We start from the raw sequence: 24,844 nt of genomic DNA on the forward strand, positions 1-24,844 counted from the left end.
TCCATGTCCCCGCGCATTTTCCGCACAATCCTGCTATTTCCCGCCCTCCCGCCTGAATCTTGAGGGTGATGTCTGCAGGAATTTATTGAACGCCCTGTTAAACTGAGAAAAGCTTTTAAATCCGCTCTGAAGTGCTATGTCCGTGATCGGTTCATCCGTAGAGAGCAGAAGCGTCTGGGCATTGCGCACCCGGGTCAGGGAAATGTAATCCGTCAGTGTGAACCCGGTAATCCGTTTGAACTGATGGGACAGATAATAGCTGCTGACATAGAATTCCTTTGACAGAGAAGCCAGAGACAGATCCTCCGTATAGCGATTATGTATACAGGCAGTTATGCTGTAAATTTTATTGGTGATATTGTCGAAATCCACCTGATCCTTGTACGCATTTTTATCCCGGTACAGATAAATCAGACTTAGGAATTCCACAAATTTATGATGAATAGCCAGATTGGACAGTTCGTTAGGCGCCTGAGAAAGATAGTAAATATCGTTCAGCTTCTCGAAAATCGCCTTTTTATAACGTCCCTCAAAGCGGTAGATGGGAATTTCTCCGTCGAAGATACTGTAGATACTCTTCATGTAGGATTCCAGACCGGCCGGCAGAGACGGTATGGCAAAATTGATGATGAGGCGCTTATTTGGCGCACCCTCCGGATAGGCCGTCTTGTGCAGCAGAGAGGGACGGATTGCCACAATGTCACAGCATCGCAGGTCGTGCCACGCCCCGTTGATCAGATGGCCCGCGTGCTCATCCAGAAAAATGCACAGCTCATAGAATTGATGGAAATGCTGAAATTCCATATTAATCGTATAGGAACGCTCGTCCCAGTCAAAGAAATAGAAAAAAGGAGCTCCCTGCCTGTTGATTTCAATCATATATTTTTCTTCATAAATTACGGTATTGTCAATCAGCATGTCTATACCTCCTGCGTTCCTTTCTCTCCGCATCATCTGCCTCCACAGGCGGCCAAATCCGCATTTTGCAGTCACACGGACAGAACATCTGCTGCAACGATATTCCTGACAGTCAGGAATATATCTTGCCTGTCTTGCTTTCTACGGAGCCTTCTAAAAGCTTTTATCACATCAAATAAGCCAAAAATTAGTAAAAATGGCTAATTTGAATCTGCTATTTTTGTGTATATTGTGCAAATCACAAATAAATTATATAATAAAAAAGCAATATTTGCAATATGTATATAAAAAAAGCAACAGATGCGTGGCAGGATTTTGCGTACTATTGTTATACTGAGTGATAGAAAGCGCTGACTTAATTGGCGTTCAAAATCATGAAGGAGGATGTTTTATGAAAAAAAGACTCATTGCTCTGCTTTTAGCAGGCACAATGACCCTGTCTCTGGCTGCATGCGGTGGTCCAAGCGAAGATCCGGGCAGTACGCCCAGTGATTCGTCGGAAAGTACCCAGCAGTCATCGACGGAAGAATCCACTCAGGAATCTTCCGCTCCCGAAGAAACTGCCCCCCCTGCTGATGTATCTGCTTTCAGCGAGTCCCCCGCTCTTACCGATCTGGTAAGCGCAGGAACTCTGCCCGCTCTGGAGGAACGTATTCCTGTGGAGAGCGACGTGTTTGTGGATACCACTGACGCAATCGGCAACACCCTGGAAATCGGTACATACGGCGGCGTGATCAATCTCGGCGGCGCAGGCGGCGGCTGGGGCCTGTCCAGACCTGTGCTGGAAGGTATCATTCGTTTCAATTCGGACGGCACCTATTATCCCAACGTCATCAAGAGCTACGAGCACAATGAAGACTACACCGTATGGACTTTCAACCTCAGAGAGGGCATGAAGTGGTCCGACGGCGAGGATTTCAACGCCGACGATATCACCTTCTGGTATTACATGTGCCATCTGAATAACTATGATACCAAGAAAAGCTGGGCTGCTCTGAAAGAGACCGTTGACGGCGAAGACGCATGGGCAAAGCTGGAGAAGGTCAACGATTATACTGTGACCTGGACCTTTGTAAATCCCAAGTTCCCGGCGGACTTTATTGAGAACGGCGACTTCAAGTGGTGCTGGGCTCCCGAGCATTATCTGAACGATTTGATTCCGGATACCGAGGAATTCCCCTATGTGGAAAATCCTTACTATGCGAAGACAGGTCTTGACGACGAGACAGTCCTCAAGAATGCACAGGCAAAGGGAATTGATGCGGCCACGGTCAAGGATCTGGGCAAGCAGGTAGCCTACTACTTCTGGAACGAGGATGGTCTCCCCACTTTGAACTCCTATGTGCTGTCCACAAAAGAAGGCAACAACTCCAAGGACGCACAACTGTGTATCATGGAACGCAACCCTTACTTCTGGAAGGTGGATGCCCAGGGCCAGCAGCTTCCTTACTGCGAGGAGATTCATTTCAATACCACCTCCGAGGATGGCCAGGATCAGCTGATGTTCCGTTCCGGCGAGCTTGATATCCTGGGTTCGGTACCCATGGAGGATATCGCTTCTTTGTTGGCAGACCTGGGCGACAAAGCGTACCTGCGCACTCTCGCCAGCACCAACTGGGGTTCCTATCTGCTGACCTTCAACTATACCTGCAAGGATGAGAACTATGCAAAACTGTTCGCTGATTCCAGATTCCGCCAGGCCATGTCCATCTGCGTGGACCGCGAACAGGTTTCCGGCCTTCTCACAGAAGGTTTCCTGGAGCCCGGACAGTGCGCTCCTCAGGAAGGTAACTTCGGTTATGACGAGGAATGGATCAACAAATGGACAGAATACGATGTGGACAATGCAAAGAAGCTCCTGGAGGAGTGCGGCCTTGTAATGGGCAGCGACGGCTGCTATGATTTCGCTGACGGTACCGATTTTGTACTGACCATTTACACCTATACGGATCTGGGTATGGGCGACACTGTATATCCGGTTCTGGAGCAGTATTTCAAAGCGGCTGGAATTAAGTGTGCCACAAAGGATTACGATGTATCTGCTTTCGATCAGGAGATCGACAACAATGACTGGTATGCGGTTCTCGGACCTCACACCGCTATCGGCGGCGTTTCCCTGAAGTCCAGAGTACAGCCCTTCGTTCCCATCGCTCAGTCTGCCGAGTGGTACGGCGAATATGGTACCTACTATGACACAAACGGCGCCCAGGGCGTGAAGCCGGAAGGCGATATGGCCAAGCTGGTGGAGATCTATGAGAAATGGAAGGCTACTCCTGATTCTGCAGAGAGAGACAAATACACCCTGGAGATCTATGACCTCCACAAGGAAAATCTGTGGACCATCGCCTATCTGAAAGCAGGCGGCGACTACAATATTGTAAGTTCCAAGATTCATAACTTCCCGGATCTTCTGGTATCTGACGACCTGTATCAGTATCAGAACATCGTTCACTACTGGACGCTGTTCAAGAGCGAATAAAATTTATTAAAAAAGCGACTCTTCGCAGCGCTTTGCGAAAGTCAGAACTGACTTCCGGAGGCGGGGAACCCGGTTCCCCGCCTCCGTTTTTAACACAGCACAGGAACCGCTTTGCGAATCCTGTACCCATAATCACATTTCAGAAAGGGAATTTCTCATGGAAGAAAATGCGTACAAATCAAAAAGCATGCATGAAGACCTCCCGAAGAAGACCCTGCGGGAATCCATAATCGATTTCTTCAAAAAAGATCTCGTTCAATACATTGTAAAACGTATTCTGATGTTTATTCCCACGCTGCTTTTAATTTCCATCCTGGTTTTCTTCGTTATTCAGCTTCCTCCCGGAGACTATGTTTCCGCTCATATTGCCGCTCTGGCCACAGAAGGCGAAATTGTGGATGCGGACTATGCAGCGCAGCTCCGCGCGGATTACGGGTTGGATCTGCCCATTCATGAGCAGTATATCAAATGGATCAAGGATATTATCTGGACTCCTACAGACTCTACCTACTACCGTTTATACGGCTCTCATCATAACTGGAAATATTCCTTTGCCTATGGCAAAGATGTCTGGGACGTGGTGGATGACCGTTTGGGACTGACAATCCTGGTCACAGCCATCATCATGATCTTCCAGTATGCGGTATCCCTCCCCATCGCAGTCTATGCATCTACCCATCAGTATTCCGTGGGGGATTATATTTCCTCCATCATTGGTTTTCTGGGGGCGGCCATACCCAATTTCATCCTGGCGATTGTGCTGATGTACCTGTCCTATAAGTGGACGGGGAATGCCAATGTGGGCCTGTTTTCCCAGGAAATGCTGCAGAACGGCGTCCACCTGTATAATTTCGGCGAATTCTTAAAGAGAATGATCATTCCCATCCTGGTCATCGGTACCAGCGGCACCTGCGGCATTATCCGTTCCGTGCGGGCCCAGATGCTGGATGAGGTGGGCAGACAGTACACTCTGACCGCAAGGGCAAAGGGTGTTCCGGAGCGCACCATCATCATGAAATATTGCTTCCGCGCAGCCATCAATCCTACCGTTTCCGGTCTGGGCGGTGTTCTCTCCAGCCTGTTCTCCGGTTCCACGGTGACTGCGATGGTGTTGAACATGCAGATTCAGGGCCCTGTGCTTTTGAAGGCACTCCAGGCGCAGGATATGTACCTTGCCGGGGCAATCGTTATGGTTCAGGCCGTTCTGGTTGTGGTCGGTATCCTCTTGTCCGATATCGCGCTGGCGTTCCTGGATCCCAGAATTCGTTATTCGGGAGGTGGCAGATGATGTGGAAAAAGAAACAGAAGACAAACGACGATTATTATCTTGCCTCTCAGTGGACTCTGATGGGAAGGAAGTTAAAGAAGCATAAGCTTGCAAGGCTTTCCATGCTGATCCTGCTGATCCTGTATCTGGGCGCGTTGTTCGCGGATTTCCTTGCACCCTATTCTCTGGAGGAATTTGACGCCCTGTATAAGAACAGCTCTCCCACCAGTATCCACTTTATACACGAGGGAGAATTTGTAGGTCCTTTTGTCTACAAGCAGCAAAAGACCATCGACAAGACGGATTTCTCCGTTACCATCACGGAGGATACCTCCGAATATTACAAGCTGAAATTTTTCGTACACGGCACAGAATATAAGATCCTGGGGCTGATTCCCTGCGACATTCATCTCTTCGGCGTAGACGAAGGCAGCAACGGCGGCACCGGGGCAAAGATCATGCTCTTCGGCACGGATACTCTGGGGCGGGATATCTTCTCCAGAGTCCTTCTGGGAAGCAGAATCTCTCTGACCATCCCCTTTGCCAGTGCTATTATCAGCTTTTTCCTGGGCGTTACCATCGGTTCCATCTCAGGTTACTTCGGCGGAGCCGTAGACATTGCGATTCAGAGAGTCATCGAAGTAATCGGTGCCGTTCCTCAGATTCCTCTCTGGATGGCGCTCTCTGCTGCCATTCCTCCGGGAATATCAACTGTGAAGATGTATTTTTACATCACTATCATTCTTTCCTTTATCAACTGGACCGGAATGGCCCGTGTGGTGCGCGGCAAATTCCTGTCCCTGAAAAATGAGGATTATGTAATGGCGGCAAGGCTTTCCGGCGTTTCCACATGGAAAATAATCTGGAAGCATCTGGTTCCCGGTTTCATGAGTTATCTCATCGTTTCGATTACTCTGGGCATTCCGGGCTCCATCGTTGGTGAGACCTCCATGTCCTATCTGGGACTGGGTATCAAGTCTCCCGCCACCAGCTGGGGTGTACTGCTTCAGGAGGCCAGCTCCGTCACCGACGTGGCAAGCAATCCCCACAAGCTGATTCCCATTCTGTTCGTAACCATTGCGGTTCTCGCCTTTAATTTCCTGGGTGACGGAATCCGCGACGCTGCAGACCCTTATAAATAAGACGCTGTCTGTTCTGTTGCATTTGAGTATGCAGACAGCGCGGAAATGGAGAAAACGATGAGCGAAGAAAATATTCTTGAAGTCAAAGACCTCCATGTGGACATTCATATGACAGAGGGGCTTCTGACGGCAGTCCGGGGCGTGAACTTTGAGATGAAAAAAGGAGAAACCCTGGGGCTGGTAGGTGAATCCGGCTGCGGTAAGTCGCTGACCTGCAAGGCTATCCTGGGTATCAATGATAAAAAATGCGTGCCCGGCGGACAGATTCTGTTCGACTCGGAAGGTCTTGGCAAAGTGGATCTCCTGTCTCTGGACCAGAAAGGTCAGGAAATCCGTTCTATCCGAGGCAAGGAAATTTCCATGATTTTCCAGGAGCCCATGGTAGCCTTTTCCCCAATGTATACCATCGGCAACCAGATCAACGAAGCCACAAGGCTTCATATCACAAAGGACAAGAAAAAGTCCAAAGAAATCTCCATGGAAGTGATGCGCAAGGTGGGCATCGCCAACGTGGAAAAGCGCTACAATCAGTATCCCCATGAGTTCTCCGGCGGTATGCTCCAGCGGGCTCTCATCGCAATGGCTCTGGTGTGCAATCCCAAGATGCTCATCGCAGACGAGCCCACCACTGCCCTTGACGTTACCATTCAGGCCCAGATTCTGGAGCTGATGAAGGAATTGCAGAAGGATTTCAACATGGCGATCCTCTTCATCACCCATGACCTGGGTGTGGTGGCCAAAATGTGCGACCGGGTGGCGGTCATGTATCTGGGGAAAATCGTGGAAAGCGCGGATGCATCGGAAATTTACGCAAATCCTCAGCATCCCTACACCAGAGGCCTCATCGGATCCGTTCACAAGATCGGTTCTGCAAAAGAGGAAAGACTCTTTTCCATCGAAGGAACGGTACCGCTTGCCATGAACCTGCCGAAGGCCTGCGGCTTCTATGACCGCTGTGACGCCCGCATCGAGGGGCTTTGCAACCGGGCTGAGCCTGAGCTGGTGGAAATCGCCCCCGGACATAAAATTGCCTGCTTTAACTGCCCGCACGAGGCCTGTAAGGCCCAGAGGACAAAGGTGGAAGCGGCCCTGGCCGCCGGAAAGTCTCCGGATGAGTCAGCCGGGAATGGCAAGGATAAGAATCCGTCAGCCCGGACAGAGACATCCGGCGCAGGAAAATCCCCGGCAAAGTCTATCTTCAAAAAGAAGGAGGGCGGCAGGAAATGAAGAAAGAAAATATCATGGAGGTCAAGGGACTTCATAAACGCTTTACCTCCAAAGGAATTACGGTAAAGGCGGTAACCGATGTGAGCTTCGATGTAAAGCCTGGAGAAACCATCGGTATCGTAGGAGAATCCGGCTGCGGCAAGACCACGCTGGGACGCTGTATTGTCCGGGCCTATGACGCTTCCGAGGGCGAAGTCTTCTATCGCACAAGAGCCGGCGAAGAGCTGGACTTCCTGAAGGTGGATAAAAAGAAAATGAAGGAAATCCGCAAGGAAATCCAGATGATCTTCCAGGATCCCTACTCCTCTCTGGACCCCAGGATGACCGTTCTCGACATCATCAAGGAGCCCTTAAAGGCAAATTATCCGAAGATGTCAAAAGCGGAGATGGACCAGAAAGCAAAGGCCATGGCTGAGAAGGTGGGCTTAAATCCCATGTACCTGATGAGGTATCCCCATGCTTTCTCCGGCGGCCAGCGTCAGCGTATCGGTATTGCAAGAGCACTGGTGATCGAGCCGCAGATTATCGTCTGCGACGAGGCTGTTTCGGCTCTCGATGTGTCAATCCAGGCGCAGGTCATCAATCTGCTGCGGGATCTGCAGAAGGAGCTGAATCTGACCTATCTGTTTATCAGCCATGACCTTTCGGTGGTGGAACATATTTCCGACAAGGTGGGCGTCATGTACCTGGGCCGGATGGTGGAATTCGCCCCGGCAGAGGATTTGTTCGAAAAGCCCATGCACCCTTATACAGAAGCTCTGCTCTCCGCAGTGCCTGTGGCGGATCCCACGATTCAGATGGAGCGCATCCCTCTGAAGGGAGAGATTCCCAACCCTGCAAATCCGCCAAGCGGCTGTTACTTCCACGAGAGATGTCATTACTGCATCGACAAATGTACGACAGATGCACCTGCCCTGACCGAGATGCCGGACGGAAGGCTCTGCGCCTGCCACAGGGCAAAGGAGCTGGCACTGCGGGGTTTTACCTACGATGAGGGTGCAAAAAGCCAGACCTGACGGGCTTTGTAGAAATTCTATACCATAAAGGAACAAGGGATTCCGCTATCTGGTCCCTGAAAAAACATAAAAGCTTCCCGTGGGAATCATGTATTCCAAATCCTGCTTTCCCGCGGGAATTTTCTATGGGTTTCCCCTGCTGTTCTCCTATTGTCTGTTTTCACCAGACCACACTTCCTCTCCATTCCAAAATAGCAACTTTCCGATCCTTATTTTCCATACAATAGTCCTTTCCAGGCCGCCATATGGTAAAAACGCCTTCACCTGCCCTTCAGATATCGGTAAAAGCTGTCCGCCGCCCTGCTTCCGGCTCTCCCTTTCTCCGAGACCAGCTGAATCGACCGGTCCGGCAGCTCACAGGCCAGCGGAATCTGCACGAGCCTCCCTTCCTGAAGCAGTGCCGGCGCCAGGCTTTCCGGTACAAATCCGATTCCCAGATTGTTCTGAATCAAGGGCAGCAGCAAATCGGAAGTGGCCACCTCCATATCCAGTTCCAGTTCTGTACCGTGCTCCTCAAAAAAGTCACGGTAAAATTCGTATGTGGCGGTTCCGCTGCCCAGTCCAATCCAGGGATATTCCCGCAGTTCCTCCAGACATACAGCTTTCTTTCCCAGATGCGCATACTTCCTGCCGCCTACAAGTACCTCCCGGAAGGACAGCAGTTTTTCATAGCGAGCGTTTTCCGGCAGATTGCAGGGAGAGGTAATCACCGCAAAATCCAATCGACCGCTTCCAAGATATTTTAAGATCTCCGGGGTGTTGTGATTGTGTACCTTGATCCGGATTCCGGGCTTCTGGATTTTAAAATCATGCATTTTCTCCAGCAGATACAGATGCAGCGCCGATTCTGTAGCTCCTATTTCGACTGCCCCTGTGTCTCCCGAGTCCTGTCTGCCGATTTCCTCCTGGGCACTCAACAAATGCATACAGGCTGCCTCCACATGGGAATACAACTTTCTGCCCTCCTCCGTAAGGCTGACCCCTCTTGGTTCCCTGAGAAACAGCCTGCAATTTAACTGTTTCTCCAGCAGTTTCATCACCCGGGATACATTGGGCTGGTTGCTGCCAAGGGCTGCCGCCGCTCTGGTAAGATTTCCATATTTTGCCACATAATAGAATACTTTATAGTATTCAAAACTGATATCCATATGTTTTTTATATATCCTCTATGTCATATATATATTTTAAATATCTTTCTCCCCACAGTATACTATATCCGTGATGAAGTGTAAAGTAACAGTTACGTTGACCTGTCCGAACTGTTACAATGTAGTAACAATCCAATGACCTGTCTGAACTGTTGCACAATGTAAATGAAGGATCTGGAAATCGTTATGAAGGAAAGGATTGAATATCTATGAACAAAGATTTGACCATCGGAAATCCTCAGAAAGTTTTATGGGCATATTGCCTGCCCATGTTTGGCAGCATTATTTTTCAACAGCTCTACAATATAGCCGACTCTCTGGTAGCCGGTAAATGTATCGGAGAAAACGCTCTGGCCGCAGTGGGCAACAGCTACAATATCACTCTGATTTTCATTGCCTTTGCTTTCGGCTGCAATATCGGGTGCTCCGTCATCGTGTCTCAGTTGTTCGGCGCAAGGGATTACAATGCCATGAAAACGGCCGTATATACCGCCCTGACCGCAAGCGCAGTCCTTTGCGCCATTCTGATGGCGGCGGGACTGCTGTCCTGCGATACCCTGCTGCGCCTGATTAAAACCCAGCCGGAAATCATGGCGGCTTCCTCTCTGTATCTGAAAATATATATCTGGGGACTTCCCTTTCTCTTTTTTTACAATATTGCCACCGGTATCTTTTCCGCCATGGGAGATTCCAGGACTCCCTTCCTGTTCCTGGCCGCATCTTCCACCGCCAATATCCTGGTGGATATCCTGTTTGTGAAATCTTTTGCCATGGGGATTGCAGGTGTGGCCTGGGCAACCTTCCTCTGTCAGGGAATCAGCTGTGTTCTCTCCCTGATTCTGGTATTAAAACGCCTGTCCGGCATCAGCGCAGACAGGCATATTCCTATTTTTTCATGGATTGTACTGAAGAAAATTTCAGTTGTGGCCATCCCCAGCATTCTCCAGCAGTCCTTTATCTCTGTGGGCAATATGATGATCCAGGGCCGTATCAACAGTTTCGGCGTCAGTGTTGCCGCAGGGTATTCCGCCGCGGTAAAGCTGAATAATCTGGTCATCACTTCCTTTACCACCATCGGGAACGGTATCTCCGGCTTCTCTGCCCAGAACCTGGGTGCCCGCAAATATGAGAGAATCCGGGAAGGCACACGGGCGGGTCTGAAATTAGTCTGGTGTCTGTGCGTCCCATTCTGTCTGATTTATATGGCTGCCGGCAAATATGTACTGCTTTTATTTATGAATCAGTCCTCTGTTAAAGCGCTTGCCACAGGACAGCAGTTTCTGTGGATTCTCTCCCCGTTTTATTTTGTGGTATCCGCCAAGCTGGTAGCTGACGGCGTTCTGCGCGGTACCAGCGCAATGGGCCCGTTTATGATTGCCACTTTTACAGATCTGATTCTCCGGGTGGTACTGGCCTTCCTTCTGTCCGGCCTCACCGCTTCGCCTCTGGGTATCTGGGCAGCATGGCCCGTGGGCTGGTCCGCGGCAACGGTCCTTTCTCTTTCCTTCTATGGAAAGCAGTATAAAAGGCTCACTACCCCTCTAAATCCACCAGCCTGTAAGGAATAATGCCTATGGCTCCGTTCTGTCCAACGGTAATCAGTGTCGCACCCCTCTGCTCTGTGCCCCGGGCAATTCCCGGATCCAGTGTTCACCTGGCTGCGCCCTGCACATCGACCACCACATATTCCGACTTGCATCCGGTCTTAAACTGAATCGCCCAGTCAGAGATACCGGATGTCACAATAAAACTGGTACTGCCTCTCGTCTCCAGACCATAGCTTTTATCATCCGTTCCTGTCCACTGCCCCATACGGTGAAAGGGAAACAATTGACCGCCGTGGGTATGGCCGCACAGTACCAGATCCACTCCAGCCTCCTCCTGGGCATCAAAGTCGTGGGGCTGATGGTCCAGGACAATACTGTACCTGGCCGGATCCAAATCAGCTGTCAATTCTTCCATGGAGGCCCTGGGTCTCCCCATCATGTCTTCCGAGCGGTCCTGTCTTCCGATCAGGTAGAAGTCCTCTCCCAATAATACCACTTCATCCTGCAGGACAATCACATTGTTCTTCTCCAGTTCCGCAATCAGGTCCATTCCGCTGTAACCACGATATTCCGCACCATAATATCCTTTATCATGATTTCCGAAAGCATAATAGACACCATAGGCAGTCTCCAGTGTTCCCAGCGCTGCACATGCGGCAACCATATCCTCTCTCGTGGTATCATCATCCACATAATCCCCTGTCACCACCACGATATCCGGATCTTCCGCCTGCATGTCTTTCACAAGCTCCAGAAATTCCTCTCCGCTGAAAGTATTCCCCACATGAGAATCTGCAAACTGTACGATACGCAGACTCCCCACCTGCTTCTCTGTCTCCAGCACATATTCTGTCCTCCACACGTGATGAGCCAGATACCATCCGCAGGTCAGATACACAATGGTAATTAGAATTGCAGCAATTCCCGCATAATACCTTGTAAAGCTCTTTTTCCGCTTCTTTTCCACAAGCTTGCTGATTCCATCACAGATCAGCCAGATTACCAGCAGATGCAGGATACAGATTTCCGCATTGATGGCCCCCATGGCTTTCCCTGTAATGCCGGCAATCACAATGACCAGAACAAGACCTGTCAGAAATCTGAATACTTTTCTCTCTCCGACCGTTTTCCGCACCCAGGAAAATTTAGCAAACCTGCCTGCCAGGTACAGAATACCCAGAACTGTCCCAAGAAACAGTCCTCCCAAAATAAATGCCCACATCTTTTTCTCCTCTTTTTCTCCTCAGAAATATTCAGGCCGAAACATTACCTGACTATTCTTTCTCAGAAATATCGGCCTTTGCAGACGGTACTTCCGCACCATCCTGGGAAGTACAGCATCAACAAAGGCCGAATCTCTTTTCATTTATAACACAAAATATAGAATTATTTTTGCTTCCTCTTGAGCACCAGATGCTGAGGAAGACCATTTACCATAAACGGCTGATAATCCCCGTGAATCAGCGGCTCAATATAATTGATAAATTCATCCGTCACATAATCGCCGTCCTTATTCACCCAGGAACGGGGAACCAGCTTCTCATGATTGGCAATTCTGTGTACGTCGTAAATTCCGGCATTGCTCTGATAAGGGTCATCGGAAAGACGATCGATAACCACCATTTTCCCGGAATCACCTTCGTCGGCAGCCTTTACGGCAGCGCCTCCAACCATGAATGCCTCGTCCACATCCACCCGGGAAGCCATATGGGAAGCGCTTCTCTGCAGGGTGGAGAACTCAATACTGCGGGTCTTGCAGCCGATTTCAGCACCCAGGAAGTTCGCCAGATAGGCAGCGGTACCCTGAAGCTGCTTATGGCCGAAAGCATCTACATAATCCGAACCGCCTGACAGCTCACAGACATATCTGCCGTCGGCGATCTTGATTCCCTCTGACACAGCGATCACCACAGAATTCTTCTTTTTCAACAGTTCCCTGGTATTCTTCAGGAACTTCTCGATATCAAACACAACCTCGGGCAGATAAATCGCATCCGGTCCCTCACACTCTTCCGTGCGGGCAAGCGCGGTGGCACCCGTCAGCCATCCGGCATTGCGGCCCATGATCTCAATCACGGTGATGGATTCCTTCTTATAATTCAGGCCCAGAGCATCCCGGATTACTTCTTTGGTAGAAGCCGCAATGTATTTCGCAGCACTTCCAAATCCCGGAGTGTGATCCGTGAGAGCCAGGTCATTATCGATGGTTTTGGGCACCCCAAGGAACTTCTGGGTATGACCCTTGATAATCGCATAATCGGACAGCTTCTTGATAGTGTCCATAGAATCGTTGCCGCCAATGTAAATGAAAGCTTCGATATTCAGCTTTTCCATAATCTCGAAAAGCTTCTGATAAATTTCGGGATTCTCATGAATTTCCGGCAGCTTGTACCGGCAGGATCCCAGAAAAGCCGACGGGGTACGCTTCAGCAGCTCTATGTCGATATCGGAATGAATCTGTGTGGATAAGTCCACATACTGCTCGTCCAGAAAGCCCTGAACACCGTGAAGCATTCCATATACTTTATGGAATCCTCTTTCTTTTGCAGTCTTGTATACCCCTGCCAGGCTGGAATTAATCACAGCTGTAGGGCCACCTGACTGGCCTACAATAATGTTGCGTTTCTTTGCCATTACCATATCCTCCAAAACTAAAATATAAATTTACACTTCGAACCATCGAAATGCATTCGCTAAAAACTTCTATCTGATAAATAATAACAAAAAAACAGCCAAAATACAATACAAAATGAAAATATTTCCCATGCTATACAAACTGATTCCGCTCTCTGTCATAATGATATCCGATACCTGAAAGCCTGGCTGTAATCTCTTCCTCTCTTACTTCCATCTCCTCACACAGAGCATCCAGACTGCTGTAAAAATCCCGCAGCTTCATATTCACAAAACTCAGTAACATAACCGGGTCCTTCGGCAGCATAATTTATTCTCCTATTCCAGTTCCGCAGGCAGCTGTACAGTTCCCATTTCTCCCGCCTGCTGTTTTCCAGTTCCTCTTTCTAAATTTATTTTCTCAGGTATTTGGAGGTATCTTCCTCGATTCGTTTGTCATATTCCTTCACCTTGTCCGTGACACTGTAATTTTCGTCTCCGAACAGGAATTGGTGCAGCCATTTCACATTTTCTTCCAGGCTCTTCGGAATCACACAGTCCCCCTTTGCCCCGATATTGCCGGTAGCTCTCAGGGACTCATCAGGAAATCCCGCTTCCTCCGTTATCCGATAATTGGCGATATTCGCCAGCAGATCCAGAATGTCGCCGGAATCCAGGCTGGTGTAAATATTACCGATACAGTCATTGAATACTTTCGTCAATGTTGCCAGATCGGTCTCCTTTGCCCGTTCCTCAATGGCCCGAAGAACTTCCCGCTGGCGTGCGGTACGTTTAAAGTCATCTCCTTTGGTCTGCCGAATCCGGCAGTATGCAGCAGCCTGCATGCCGTCCAGAAGCTGGTAGCCCGGCTCTGAAACCGGAACATAATCACATTTTAACGCATGGGCAATTCCGATCTGATAATTGTTGATATGCAGCAGCTCTACTTCGTCCACGTCCACATAAATTCCCCCCAGTCCGTCAATCACATCTCTCAGTCCCTTGTAGCTCACTGCCACAAAATCAGTGATATCCATATCAAGGTTCATATTCAGCATCTTCACAGCCTGTTCTGCCCCGCCGTTGAAATAAGCCGAATTGCATTTCCAGTAATATTCATCATGTCCCTGAAACGGTCCCAGGAAAAGATATGTATCCCGGTATACGCTGACCAGCTTGATATCTCCTGTGTCCAGATTGATGCTTGCAATCATAATCACGTCACTGCGGCTGTTCTTGTATAGCTCGCTTTCTTTCTCCGCATCCAGGCCAAACAGAGCGATGTTCATATAGCCCTGCATGGTGCCTCCCTCCTGTGTCAGCTGCTGCACCTCCTCATGAATTTCCAGCGTCTGCGGGTCCAGTTTCGCTATCTTCGGCCCTTCCGAAGCTTTGTTCATCACCATATACAATGCCGCCAGCATCCCCAGAATTATCACCGTTTCCACAGCAAAGAGAATCACCTTCATTTTCTGCTTTCCGCTCATCTTCCCGTTTGTTCCCATAAATTCCTTCTCCTTTTCGTCTTCCCGACAGCCCCTTTATATACCCGTTTCATTCTGACAAAGCATACGAAACAGGGACCGCCTTTCTTTCTACTATAAAGATCATTTCTTAGGAATTTATGAAGCGCTTTTTGTGTTTTTCTTAAAAGATAATGAAGAAAACTTCCAAATCCGGAATTCCATATGAGAAAAAGCCTTCCGCCGCAGCCGTCTCCGGCTGTGGCAGAAAGCTCAGCTCATTCTGGCCGCCAGTTCTCCATCTGCAGGCTTACATCAGGCAGTCCCTGCAGTCAGCTTCCCGTCTTCCAGGTCAATCAGCACAGTATCTCCGGACTGTACACCATCCGAAAGGATCAGTCTGGCTGTCAGCGTCTCCACATGCTTCTGAATATACCGTTTCAGAGGGCGGGCACCATATACGGGGTCATACGCATTCTCCACGATAAAGTCCGCAGCCTCCTCTGTCAGCTCCAGCTTCAGATCTCTGTCCTCCAGCCTGCTGTTCAGGTCGGCGATAATCAGGTCCACGATTCCGCCGATATTTTCCCTGGTCAGCGGTTTGAAGAGAATGGTCTCATCCAGCCTGTTCAGGAATTCCGGCCGGAAATGGCCGCGCAGCTCATTCATTACCGCATTTTCCGCCTGCCCGCTGATCTGGCCGTCGGGTCCGATCCCCTCCAGCAGGAAACCGGCGCCGATATTGGAGGTCATGATCAGAATGGTATTCTTAAAGTCCACCGTCCTGCCCTGGGAATCCGTAATCCTTCCGTCGTCCAGCACCTGTAAGAGCACGTTGAACACATCCGGATGGGCCTTCTCTATCTCATCGAAAAGCACCACACTGTAAGGCTTCCTGCGCACTGCCTCGGTGAGCTGACCTCCCTCTTCATATCCCACATATCCGGGAGGCGCTCCGATGAGCCTTGACACAGAATATTTCTCCATATATTCGCTCATGTCAATACGCACCATATTGTTCTCATCGTCAAAAAGCGCAGCTGCCAGCGATTTTGCCAGCTCCGTTTTCCCCACGCCGGTAGGTCCCAGGAACAGGAAAGAGCCGATGGGTTTGGAAGGGTCCTTGATTCCTGCTTTGGAGCGAATGATGGCTTCTGTCACTTTTGTGACGCCCTCATCCTGACCGATTACCCTTTTATGCAGTTCTTCATCCAGGTGCAATGTCTTGTTCCGCTCGCTTTCAGTCAGTTTCGCCACGGGAATTCCTGTCCATCTGGAAATGATTCTTGCGATCTCTTCCTCCGAAACTTTCTCACGGACCAGGGATCTGTCTGCAGCCCCCGTCTGTTCCTCATGCTCCAGCTGCTTTTTCAGGGCAGGCAGCCTGCCATAGCTTAATTCCGCCGCTTTCTCCAGATTCCCCTCCATCTGAGCAATCTGAATCTCGCTGTTCACAGCATCTATCTCTTCTCTTAATCTGGACAGCTTATCCACAGAGGCCTTCTCGTTATCCCACTGTGCCTTTCTGGATGCGAAGCTTTCCTTCTGTTCCGCCAGCTCTCTCTGAAGGTCCTCCAGGCGTTCCTGGCTCAGACGGTCATCCTCCTTCTTCAAAGCGGCTTCCTCAATCTCCATCTGCATGATTTTCCGCTGCAGCTCGTCCAGCTCCGTGGGCATACTGTCCAGCTCAGTCTTAATCAGAGCACAGGCTTCATCCACCAGATCGATTGCCTTATCCGGAAGGAAACGGTCCGAGATATAACGATTGGACAGCACTGCCGCACTTACCAGCGCATTGTCCATAATCTTCACACCGTGATAGACCTCATAGCGCTCCTTGATCCCCCGCAGGATGGAAATGGTATCCTCCACAGTGGGCTCATCCACCATCACAGGCTGAAAACGTCTCTCCAGAGCGGCGTCTTTTTCAATATACTGTCTGTACTCGTCCAGAGTCGTGGCACCGATGCAGTGCAGCTCACCTCTGGCCAGCATAGGCTTCAGCATATTTCCCGCATCCAGAGCACCGTCAGTCTTGCCCGCGCCCACGATGGTATGCAGCTCGTCAATGAACAGAATAATCTGTCCGTCGCTGTTCTTCACATCCTCCAGCACAGCCTTGAGACGCTCCTCGAATTCGCCCCGGTACTTGGCCCCTGCCACCAGGGCGCCCATGTCCAGCGCAAATATTTTCTTATCCTTCAGTCCCTGGGGAACATCTCCCCTCACAATTCTCTGGGCAAGTCCTTCCACCACCGCTGTCTTGCCCACGCCGGGCTCGCCGATCAGCACCGGGTTGTTCTTCGTCTTCCGGGAAAGGATACGGATTACATTTCTGATCTCCGTATCTCTGCCGATGACAGGATCCAGCTTCTGATTCTTCGCCTTCTCCACCAGCTCCTGCCCGTATTTTTCCAGTGTGTCATAGGTAGCCTCCGGGTTGTCGCTGGTCACCCGCTGATTCCCTCTGACTGTGGAAAGTGCCTGCAGGAAACGCTCTCTGGTAATCCCGTACTCCTTCCAGATCCGGGCAATCTCCCGGTTGGGATTCTTAATCATGGCCAGAAAGAGGTGCTCCACAGACACATATTCATCTCCCAGCTGCTTCGCCTCGTCCTCTGCGCCCACCAGCGCTTTGTTCAGGTCCTGTCCCACATAGACCTTGCCGCCCTGCACTTTTGTCCGCTTCGCCAGCGCCTGCTCCGCGCGGTTTACAAAATGTTCCTTCTGAATCTCCATCTTCTCGATCAGCTTCAGAATCAGACTGTCCTCGACGGTCAGCAGGCTGTACAGCAGATGCTCCTGCTCAATCTCCTGATTCCCGTATTCATAGGCCAGCTTTTCACAGCCCTCCACGGCCTGCATCGACTTCTGCGTAAATTTCTGTATATTCATAAAGATGCCTCCTCCGCATGCCCCGCATTTTCTTAGTTCTTTACCACTGAATCTGTTGTGTTTTTCTGTTCTATAACTAATATAACACTATTTTTTTCAAAATCAATAAAATAAGTATAAACTTTTATAAAATATCCATCGCACTTAATGGCCGGTAAACGGGCCGCTGGCAGTGTCTGCAATATCGTTCCGTCCCGGTCCGCCTTTGTGGGCCTCATAGCCCTGTCCGCCGGGAACATGGGAACAGCAGTGAAGGATGTCAGCGCCGTGCAACATAACGGCTATGTGGCATTTCCACACCTTTGTAGTATTTTGTCCAGGTATCTGTCATCATCATGCCATTTCTAAGTGCAACCTTTTGCGAAGCCGTATTCGTATCTCTGATAATGGAACAGACCTCCTCTGCCTTTAAAGTCTCAAATGCGTACTTTTTGCAGGCTCTGGCAGCTTCTGTGGCATATCCTTTATGCCAGCAGGCCCTGTTGAAGAGATAACCGATTTCAAGAACCTCCGCATCCTTCCAGGGCTGCATGGTAAGCCCGCACTGGCCTATCAGCTCATCGGTTTCTTTTAAAATCACCGCCCATAAGCCGAAATTCCATTTCTGATATCGGGAAAGCTGCCTGTCAAGCCACTCCTGTACTTCCCCGTCACTGAAGGCCCCCTCATAGGCGTACATGGTTTCTTCCTCCTGCAGAATTTTGCACAGCGCATTGAAATCCGTCTGGTTCAGTTCCCTCAGATATAACCGCTCTGTCTCAAGAATCCTGGTTATCTCCCCACGCTTCTCAGCCATCTTGTCCTCCTGCCTTTGTGATATTTAACTATAAGTACTATTGTTCCAAACCACACACTGCGAATCACAATTTTTCATTTACATGATATGGAGTTGTTTCTTCCGCTACCATTAGAGAATTATCTCCCGAATGAAAATCATAATTCACTACACCAGTCTCAATATTGCTGCTCATCAATTCTGCCTGTTTAATCACAATATCAACAGCACCCCTGGCTTTCTCCGGCGGATATTTATATTTCCTCAAAAGATGCTTCACCTGCGTCCTCATATAAGCACGGGCAGACTCCTTCTTATCCCAGTCAACCGTCCTGCTCTTACGGATCAATTCCGTCAATTCTTGCGCCATTTCCACCAAAACCTTATCCTGCATCTTTCTAAGAACTTCGGGATCTGACACCAACGCATCATAAAAAGCCAGTTCCTCCACAGACAATCCCTTTTCATCCCCAGCCTTATAAGCCTCTGTCATCTCTTTTGACAGATTCAATAATTCCTCAATCACCTCCGCACTGGTAATCAGTCTGTTATTGTACATCTTTAATAATTTCTGCATCTTCTCCGAAAAAAGCTGTGATTTCACAACCCCGGTCCTTGCAAATACACGGATATTATCCTCCAATAGTTTTCGCAGCATCTCTGCAGCAATATTCTTGTGCTTCATCCTGCGGATCTTCTCCATATATTCCTCCGATAAAATCGAAATCTCCGGATTCTTTTTCCCCGCCTCCGCAAAAATATTATAAACGCCATCCTGCTCAATCGCCTGCTCCAACAATTTCATAATCCTTGCATTTATCTCATTGGTCGTAATCCCCATCCGTCCAGCGGTCTTGCAGATTCCAGCCTTTACACATTTAAAAAACTCAATCTCCTGCTTTAACCTGGTTTCAAGCATACTTCGGCAAAGCGTTTCCGCCTGACTAAGGGCCGTAGCCTCCCGAATAAAACTTTTCTGTTCGTCCTCTTCCATCCCAAGGGCAAAATTAACCCCGTTTGCTATCACAGCAAGACGCACCGAATCGTCTACTCCAAAAAAATCAGAATAATCAAATCCGTAGAACATATCCCGCATAATTTCCAGCTTCTCTATCGCTATAGACAATGCCTGTCCCAAATCTGGGATCTTATCCTGGTCACGTTTGGTATACTGGCTTAACGCACTCCTAAGCTCTGCCGCCATACCTATGTAATCAACAACCAGGCCTGCCTCTTTATCCTTATACACGCGGTTGACACGGGCGATTGCCTGCATCAGATTATGCCCCTTCATCGGCTTATCAATATACATAGTCGCCATAGATGGAACATCAAAACCCGTCAGCCACATATCCACCACAATTGCAATTTTAAACTCACTGGTATCATCCTTAAATTCCAGCATAAGACCATCCCGATACGCTTTGTTCCCAATAATATCATGCCAGTCCTCATCATCCTGATTGCTGGATGTCAAAACCACCTTCACTTTCTGTTTCCATTCCGGCCGCTTTTCCAGAATAATCCGATAAAGATTGATAGCAATCCGCCGGCTCATACACACAATCATAGCTTTGCCCGTAAGCACATACTGTCTGTCTTCATAATGGGCAATCATATCATCCGCCAAAAGAGACAATCTTTCCTTAGAGCCTATAATTGCCTCAATGGTAGACAAGTCTGACTTTGATTTTTCAATCGCCGTCTCTGACGCTTCACCTGCCATTTTTTCATATTCCGCATCTATCTTTTTCAGCAGTTCTTCATTCAGCTTTATCTTCGCAGTACGGTTTTCATAATAAATCGGAACCGTTGCCCCATCCTCTACCGCCTGCGTCATATCATAAATATCAATATATTCCCCAAAGACCTCCACCGTTGACCTGTCATCAAAATCAATGGGTGTCCCGGTAAATCCGATAAATGTGGCGTTCGGCAAAGAATCCCTCATATACTTTGCCATGCCATATTTCCACTCACCTGTTTCCCTGTCCAGCTTCCCATCCAGGCCATATTGAGAACGGTGCGCCTCATCTGCCATAAATATGATATTGCTCCGCTCACTCAATACTTCACTGCTTTCCTCAAATTTTTGAATCGTGGTAAAAATAATACCCCCAGCCTTTACCCGTAACAACTCTTTCAGATGCTCCCGGCTTCTTGCCTGCTTCGGTGTCTGCCGCAACAACAGCTTGGAACTGGAAACAAACGAACCAAAAAGCTGGTTATCCAGATCATTCCTGTCCGTCAACACTACAATAGTAGGATTATTAAATTCCGGATTGCTGACAATACAGCCTGTATAAAACACCATGGACAGACTCTTCCCACTGCCCTGGGTATGCCACACTACCCCGACCTTCCTACTGTGTTCCTCCAGGGCATTCCTTGTACGCTCCACTGCTTTTCTCACCGCAAAGTACTGATGATACCCGGCAATGATTTTGATTGTCCTGCCCTTACTATTCTGGAAAACAATAAAATTCCGTATCAAATCCAAAAGCCTTGCTTTGGGAAATACACCATTCAAAAGAACCGAAAAATAGTTAAGTCCTCCCTCTTCCGGTTTTTCTCCATTTTCCGATTTCCACACCATATAACGGGTAAAATCTGACGTGATTGTCCCCATGCGGGTATCCAGGCCGTCGCTGATTACATTAAAAGCATTGTAATAAAACAAAGAGGGAATATCCATTTGGTAGTTTTTGACCTGCTTATATGCGTTTTCAATCGTAATCTCTTCATTTGTAATATTTTTCAGTTCAAACAATACCAACGGAATACCATTCACAAATACCAGAACATCCGGTCTCTTATTCTTATACTCAATCACGGTATATTGATTGACGACATAAAATTCATTTCTTTCTGGTTCTGCAAAATCAATCAACTTTACCGTATAAGTACGTAGCTCCCCACTTACACGATAATTGACGGGAACGCCCTCAATCAGATATTTATGAAAAGCCGCATTCATATCCTCTAACTTAAGCAAACCAAGGTTCCTAATCGTTTTATACGCTTCCCCTACAATATCCACAGTGATTTTGGGGTTAATTTTATACATGGCAGTCTCAAAGTAATCCTTCAAAATTACTTCATGGTAATCCCGGTCAATGTCAGGGCCATAGAGATATTCATAACCATTTCCCTGTAGCTGTGCAATTACCGCTTGTTCCAGAGTGTTTTCATTAATTGGCATGATATCGCGTCCTTCTTTCGTCTTTCTTTGCCATATGTCAAGAAATATGCCTGTGAATTAATTTACAAATTCCGCAATTCCACTTAATTTTTTAATATCATCATCACTCCAATATTGATTACTCAAACAACAATATACGTCTTTGCGTTTCTTAAATATTCTGAACGGCTCCTGTGTATTATCATATATATGCAGAATATCGCAAATTCTGACGAACCTTGGAATCAGAGCAAGCGCCTTATCATATCTTGATCTGATTTTTTCTTCCGGAACACTATGCCCTCCCAGCGCTTCTCTCGCATTCACTCTTGCAACATTAATATCTGCAGTGCATGTTAAAACATAAATTCCCCTGATAAAATATCCCTTTTCTTTCGCTCTTTGCAATAACAGCAGATTCCTGTCAGTAGACAACACAGTCTCAAATGTAAAATCTTTTCTGTCCACTATCATGCGTTCCCTTAATTCTTCCGCTTTTACAGCTGCTTCCATATCCGTGCATAATGTAGTCCTTTTTATATCGTCTGCATTTATATACTCGCCTCGAATCTTTGCCATTCGGGTGATTGTTGATTTGCCACTTCCATTTGGACCGGCAAATACAATGACTTCCGGAAGCCTTACCACATCATTTTCCGACATACTCGCGCCTCCCATCCGGATATTCAAGGTACGCCTTCTGGGTTTCATCGTCATATCCTGCGACAGGCAAACCCTTTATCTTTCTTACTTCATTATCAATCCTTATAGATTCCTTGAATCTTATCGTTAACTCCTCATCAGAGAGTCCGCAGGTGGAATCCAATTCATTTAGAATCGTCATTGGTTAATCTCCTTTCTGAATCTTGTATATGTTATACATATAAACGATAATTTAGCGGCTTAGATGTCAAGTGCAGAGACGTCCAGTTCGCCAGACATCAATCGCGGAAGTACGCTGTCACGGATGGTTTCAAGACGGCATATTTCCTCGTAGTTATTGCGAATGGAAGCATCCATAGGTGCAACAATTTCCTCAAACTGATCCATTTCTTCTTTTGTAGGAATGATAATCGGTATGGATTTCAACGCATCCCGATTGATAGAACCGAAAACGGTTCCCTCGCCATTAAACATATCCAGCTTTTTTCTAAGAGAGAAAACTGTGTATAGTATGAATGACTGGTGGTTATCCTTCGAACGAATGGCTCCAAGACCGCGACCTATACAACAAGGTTCATAGGCAACATTAAAATCGCCAACAGGCGCACGAACGCTCATAAGAACATCGTTTGATTGAGCCATACGCTTAGGATCAGTCGTGAATAGGTGGCGTGTCGGGAATCTGAATCCAAATTCACCTCTTCCTTGGAAGAAAACGGTGCCGACTCCATTCTCATTATAGGTATCGCCTTTAGGAGACTGTCCCATAGTGATGTCTGCCACATCAGAAAGGACTCCTTCAATTCGCTGATTGGAGGCATCTTGGATAAACATATTGGCGTAAATCGCCTGTGCTTGCTGCTCTAAATTATCGTTTATCAGCATGTTCTCTTCGATTTCATCATCCAATGCACCAAGTACAGATGCAATTTTTTGTTGGTCCTTTTTTAATGTGGGAATACATACTTGAATGTTTTTCATAATGTTTCCTGATACTTCTTTAAAGGTTGTACCGCTTCCCATACGTTCGATATCATCTCTTTTGTGCTTTAAGAGATAGTATAAAAACAAAGAATCTATATCCTCATTTGGCACAATACTTTTGAATCCCTGGTTTGTACAGACCGGACCTCCTGCGATAGCAATATATCCAATAGGTGCCCTCGAGGAGAATAATACTGTATTTTTCGGCATCATTTGTGCCGAACAGTTGTTTAAACCTTCTTCTGTGATATTGCGTTTTCCTCTGCTAATGTATCTTCCCCTAATATTCGAAAGGTCTTTGGGTGTAATCCAGGGAATAGTTCCTCCATCATAATTTTCTCGTTTTTCAGTAGATGGAGTACCTCCCCCAACAACAGTCCCTATATCAGATATTAGACATTTTTTCCATTCAGTCATGTACTAATCCCCTCATCCAATGTATTTCTTATGCGCCATTTTTACATTACTTTGCTTAACCATCGCATATTTCAATGTAGTGTCAATTCTCTGATGTCCCAACAACCTTTGTAGTTGTTCTATAGGCATACCTTTATCAATTGCAATAGTAGCTAATGTTCGTCTGAATTTGTGTGGATGCATCTTTTGTATCCCCAATCTCTTACCCATTTCTCGCAGCCTGACTTCTATTCCACCAATTTTCAATCTTTCATATGGAGCCTTTAAAGACACAAACAATGCATCATTCGTATCTTTACGGTATTTCAGATAGTTTTGTAAATGAATTTTTGTTCTTGCATCAAAATACACGATTCGTTCCTTATCCCCTTTACCAAACACAATACATTCTCTCTCTGCAAAATTTATGTCTTCCCGGTTAAGGAGTACCAATTCTCCCACTCGCATTCCAGTGGAAGCTAACATGTCAATCAGTGCTAAATCTCGAACATTACTGCAATTGTCACGCATTCTTTCCAAAGATTCATCCGTATAAGTTTCTTTAACTGTAGTTGCTGCTTTCACTTTATGTATCCGGCGCACAGGGCTTTTCAAAATATAATCTTCATCTTCAAGCCATGAAAAATAACTGGATAAAATTCTGCGGATATTATCAATCGTAACCCGGCTCGCTTTTTTCTCATTCTGATATTTTGTCAGATAGGCACGTATATCATCAGTAGTAACTTCCTGTATTTTCTTTTCTATATCTCGGAACATTGTTTCAATTGTCGCAGTATAATATTTCAACGATTTTTCCGAGCATCCTTCCACTCGTTTGGAAGAAATAAAAGCTGTCATCAACTTATCATTATTATGCATAATTACTTCTTCTGACTGTTTGCAATCAGTAACTTCCACATGTGCCATTTCACATTCCAATATTTTTTGCAACTGCAGAAGTTGTGAGTTGTTCAGAAATTTCAACATGCCCTGTGTAATATTATTAATTAATTTCTGTTTCATAGTCGCCCTCCTTCTTAAAGAACGACTAAGCAATGGCTGTTCTTACTAAATTTAGCTCCTGCCATTGATAGGAGATTATTCATTAATCCTCTCAGTAGTAACTA

General features: G+C 47.5%; 19 protein-coding genes. 6 read left to right on the forward strand and 13 right to left on the reverse strand.

Going from position 1 to position 24,844, the window contains the following annotated elements; genetic code table 11:
• Positions 1–33: 33 nt before the first annotated feature.
• Positions 34–918: an AraC family transcriptional regulator gene (locus NSB25_RS03840; protein ID WP_103238136.1), complete on the reverse strand. Its 885-nt coding sequence runs from the start codon at positions 916–918 to the stop codon at positions 34–36.
• A 391-nt stretch (positions 919–1,309) separates the two neighbouring features.
• On the opposite strand from NSB25_RS03840, the gene NSB25_RS03845 reads away from it, so the two are divergent.
• From NSB25_RS03845 to NSB25_RS03865, 5 genes are all read left to right on the forward strand, one after another.
• Positions 1,310–3,397, forward strand: coding sequence for an ABC transporter substrate-binding protein (locus NSB25_RS03845; protein WP_103238135.1), 2,088 nt, complete (start codon positions 1,310–1,312; stop codon positions 3,395–3,397).
• A 157-nt stretch (positions 3,398–3,554) separates the two neighbouring features.
• On the forward strand, positions 3,555–4,685 hold the full coding sequence (locus NSB25_RS03850) for an ABC transporter permease (protein ID WP_242982286.1): 1,131 nt from the start codon (positions 3,555–3,557) through the stop codon (positions 4,683–4,685).
• A complete protein-coding gene (locus NSB25_RS03855; protein ID WP_207656130.1) occupies positions 4,682–5,806 on the forward strand; it encodes an ABC transporter permease in 1,125 nt (374 codons plus the stop codon). Before NSB25_RS03850 ends, NSB25_RS03855 begins: the two co-directional genes overlap by 4 nt.
• A gap of 57 nt (positions 5,807–5,863) precedes the next feature.
• Positions 5,864–7,033: an ABC transporter ATP-binding protein gene (locus NSB25_RS03860; RefSeq protein ID WP_103238133.1), complete on the forward strand. Its 1,170-nt coding sequence runs from the start codon at positions 5,864–5,866 to the stop codon at positions 7,031–7,033.
• A complete protein-coding gene (locus tag NSB25_RS03865; protein ID WP_103238132.1) occupies positions 7,030–8,049 on the forward strand; it encodes an ABC transporter ATP-binding protein in 1,020 nt (339 codons plus the stop codon). Before NSB25_RS03860 ends, NSB25_RS03865 begins: the two co-directional genes overlap by 4 nt.
• A gap of 260 nt (positions 8,050–8,309) precedes the next feature.
• Here the strand turns inward: NSB25_RS03865 and NSB25_RS03870 are convergent, their stop codons facing one another.
• Entirely contained in the window at positions 8,310–9,197 is an 888-nt protein-coding gene (locus NSB25_RS03870; RefSeq protein ID WP_103238131.1) for a LysR family transcriptional regulator, read from the reverse strand.
• Between the two features lie 209 nt (positions 9,198–9,406).
• Here NSB25_RS03870 and NSB25_RS03875 point away from each other — a divergent pair, with 209 nt between their 5' ends.
• Positions 9,407–10,765, forward strand: coding sequence for an MATE family efflux transporter (locus NSB25_RS03875; protein WP_103238130.1), 1,359 nt, complete (start codon positions 9,407–9,409; stop codon positions 10,763–10,765).
• 82 nt (positions 10,766–10,847) lie between these two features.
• Here NSB25_RS03875 and NSB25_RS03880 read toward each other — a convergent pair whose 3' ends face one another.
• From NSB25_RS03880 to xerA, 11 genes are all read right to left on the reverse strand, one after another.
• Positions 10,848–11,966, reverse strand: coding sequence for a metallophosphoesterase (locus NSB25_RS03880; protein WP_103238129.1), 1,119 nt, complete (start codon positions 11,964–11,966; stop codon positions 10,848–10,850).
• Between the two features lie 164 nt (positions 11,967–12,130).
• Complete coding sequence (locus NSB25_RS03885) at positions 12,131–13,378, reverse strand: 6-phosphofructokinase (RefSeq protein ID WP_103238128.1); 1,248 nt, start codon at positions 13,376–13,378, stop codon at positions 12,131–12,133.
• A gap of 133 nt (positions 13,379–13,511) precedes the next feature.
• Positions 13,512–13,685 (reverse strand): DUF4250 domain-containing protein, encoded by a 174-nt coding sequence (locus NSB25_RS03890; protein ID WP_103238127.1) that lies wholly within the window; start codon positions 13,683–13,685, stop codon positions 13,512–13,514.
• Positions 13,686–13,770: 85 nt separating this feature from the next.
• Positions 13,771–14,862 carry an LCP family protein gene (locus tag NSB25_RS03895; RefSeq protein ID WP_103238126.1) on the reverse strand — a complete coding sequence of 364 codons (1,092 nt, stop codon included), beginning with the start codon at positions 14,860–14,862 and terminating at the stop codon, positions 13,771–13,773.
• A gap of 273 nt (positions 14,863–15,135) precedes the next feature.
• On the reverse strand, positions 15,136–17,715 hold the full coding sequence (clpB, locus tag NSB25_RS03900) for an ATP-dependent chaperone ClpB (RefSeq protein ID WP_103238125.1): 2,580 nt from the start codon (positions 17,713–17,715) through the stop codon (positions 15,136–15,138).
• A gap of 259 nt (positions 17,716–17,974) precedes the next feature.
• Entirely contained in the window at positions 17,975–18,511 is a 537-nt protein-coding gene (locus NSB25_RS03905) for a GNAT family N-acetyltransferase (RefSeq protein ID WP_103238123.1), read from the reverse strand.
• Positions 18,512–18,575: 64 nt separating this feature from the next.
• Positions 18,576–21,692, reverse strand: a complete 3,117-nt coding sequence (locus NSB25_RS03910) for a type I restriction endonuclease subunit R (protein WP_103238122.1) — start codon at positions 21,690–21,692, stop codon at positions 18,576–18,578.
• A gap of 57 nt (positions 21,693–21,749) precedes the next feature.
• The gene (locus NSB25_RS03915; RefSeq protein WP_103238121.1) at positions 21,750–22,334 is read right to left on the reverse strand and encodes a zeta toxin family protein; all 585 of its coding nucleotides are present in this window, start codon (positions 22,332–22,334) and stop codon (positions 21,750–21,752) included.
• Positions 22,321–22,515, reverse strand: coding sequence for a hypothetical protein (locus tag NSB25_RS03920; RefSeq protein WP_103238120.1), 195 nt, complete (start codon positions 22,513–22,515; stop codon positions 22,321–22,323). The genes NSB25_RS03915 and NSB25_RS03920 overlap by 14 nt, the downstream gene beginning before the upstream one ends.
• A 59-nt stretch (positions 22,516–22,574) precedes the next feature.
• Positions 22,575–23,735 (reverse strand): restriction endonuclease subunit S, encoded by a 1,161-nt coding sequence (locus tag NSB25_RS03925; RefSeq protein WP_103238119.1) that lies wholly within the window; start codon positions 23,733–23,735, stop codon positions 22,575–22,577.
• A 12-nt stretch (positions 23,736–23,747) separates the two neighbouring features.
• A complete protein-coding gene (gene xerA, locus NSB25_RS03930) occupies positions 23,748–24,740 on the reverse strand; it encodes a site-specific tyrosine recombinase/integron integrase (RefSeq protein WP_103238118.1) in 993 nt (330 codons plus the stop codon).
• Positions 24,741–24,844 lie beyond the last annotated feature (104 nt).

Source organism: Acetatifactor muris (assembly GCF_024623325.1).
Taxonomy (GTDB): Bacteria; Bacillota; Clostridia; order Lachnospirales; family Lachnospiraceae; genus Acetatifactor; species Acetatifactor muris.

Coding starts and splice junctions, on each gene's coding strand:
- NSB25_RS03840 (WP_103238136.1), bottom strand. CDS start 918: ATGCTGATTGACAATACCGTAATTTATGAAGAAAAATATATGATTGAA.
- NSB25_RS03845 (WP_103238135.1), top strand. CDS start 1,310: ATGAAAAAAAGACTCATTGCTCTGCTTTTAGCAGGCACAATGACCCTG.
- NSB25_RS03850 (WP_242982286.1), top strand. CDS start 3,555: ATGGAAGAAAATGCGTACAAATCAAAAAGCATGCATGAAGACCTCCCG.
- NSB25_RS03855 (WP_207656130.1), top strand. CDS start 4,682: ATGATGTGGAAAAAGAAACAGAAGACAAACGACGATTATTATCTTGCC.
- NSB25_RS03860 (WP_103238133.1), top strand. CDS start 5,864: ATGAGCGAAGAAAATATTCTTGAAGTCAAAGACCTCCATGTGGACATT.
- NSB25_RS03865 (WP_103238132.1), top strand. CDS start 7,030: ATGAAGAAAGAAAATATCATGGAGGTCAAGGGACTTCATAAACGCTTT.
- NSB25_RS03870 (WP_103238131.1), bottom strand. CDS start 9,197: ATGGATATCAGTTTTGAATACTATAAAGTATTCTATTATGTGGCAAAA.
- NSB25_RS03875 (WP_103238130.1), top strand. CDS start 9,407: ATGAACAAAGATTTGACCATCGGAAATCCTCAGAAAGTTTTATGGGCA.
- NSB25_RS03880 (WP_103238129.1), bottom strand. CDS start 11,966: ATGTGGGCATTTATTTTGGGAGGACTGTTTCTTGGGACAGTTCTGGGT.
- NSB25_RS03885 (WP_103238128.1), bottom strand. CDS start 13,378: ATGGCAAAGAAACGCAACATTATTGTAGGCCAGTCAGGTGGCCCTACA.
- NSB25_RS03890 (WP_103238127.1), bottom strand. CDS start 13,685: ATGCTGCCGAAGGACCCGGTTATGTTACTGAGTTTTGTGAATATGAAG.
- NSB25_RS03895 (WP_103238126.1), bottom strand. CDS start 14,862: ATGGGAACAAACGGGAAGATGAGCGGAAAGCAGAAAATGAAGGTGATT.
- clpB (WP_103238125.1), bottom strand. CDS start 17,715: ATGAATATACAGAAATTTACGCAGAAGTCGATGCAGGCCGTGGAGGGC.
- NSB25_RS03905 (WP_103238123.1), bottom strand. CDS start 18,511: ATGGCTGAGAAGCGTGGGGAGATAACCAGGATTCTTGAGACAGAGCGG.
- NSB25_RS03910 (WP_103238122.1), bottom strand. CDS start 21,692: ATGCCAATTAATGAAAACACTCTGGAACAAGCGGTAATTGCACAGCTA.
- NSB25_RS03915 (WP_103238121.1), bottom strand. CDS start 22,334: ATGTCGGAAAATGATGTGGTAAGGCTTCCGGAAGTCATTGTATTTGCC.
- NSB25_RS03920 (WP_103238120.1), bottom strand. CDS start 22,515: ATGACGATTCTAAATGAATTGGATTCCACCTGCGGACTCTCTGATGAG.
- NSB25_RS03925 (WP_103238119.1), bottom strand. CDS start 23,735: ATGACTGAATGGAAAAAATGTCTAATATCTGATATAGGGACTGTTGTT.
- xerA (WP_103238118.1), bottom strand. CDS start 24,740: ATGAAACAGAAATTAATTAATAATATTACACAGGGCATGTTGAAATTT.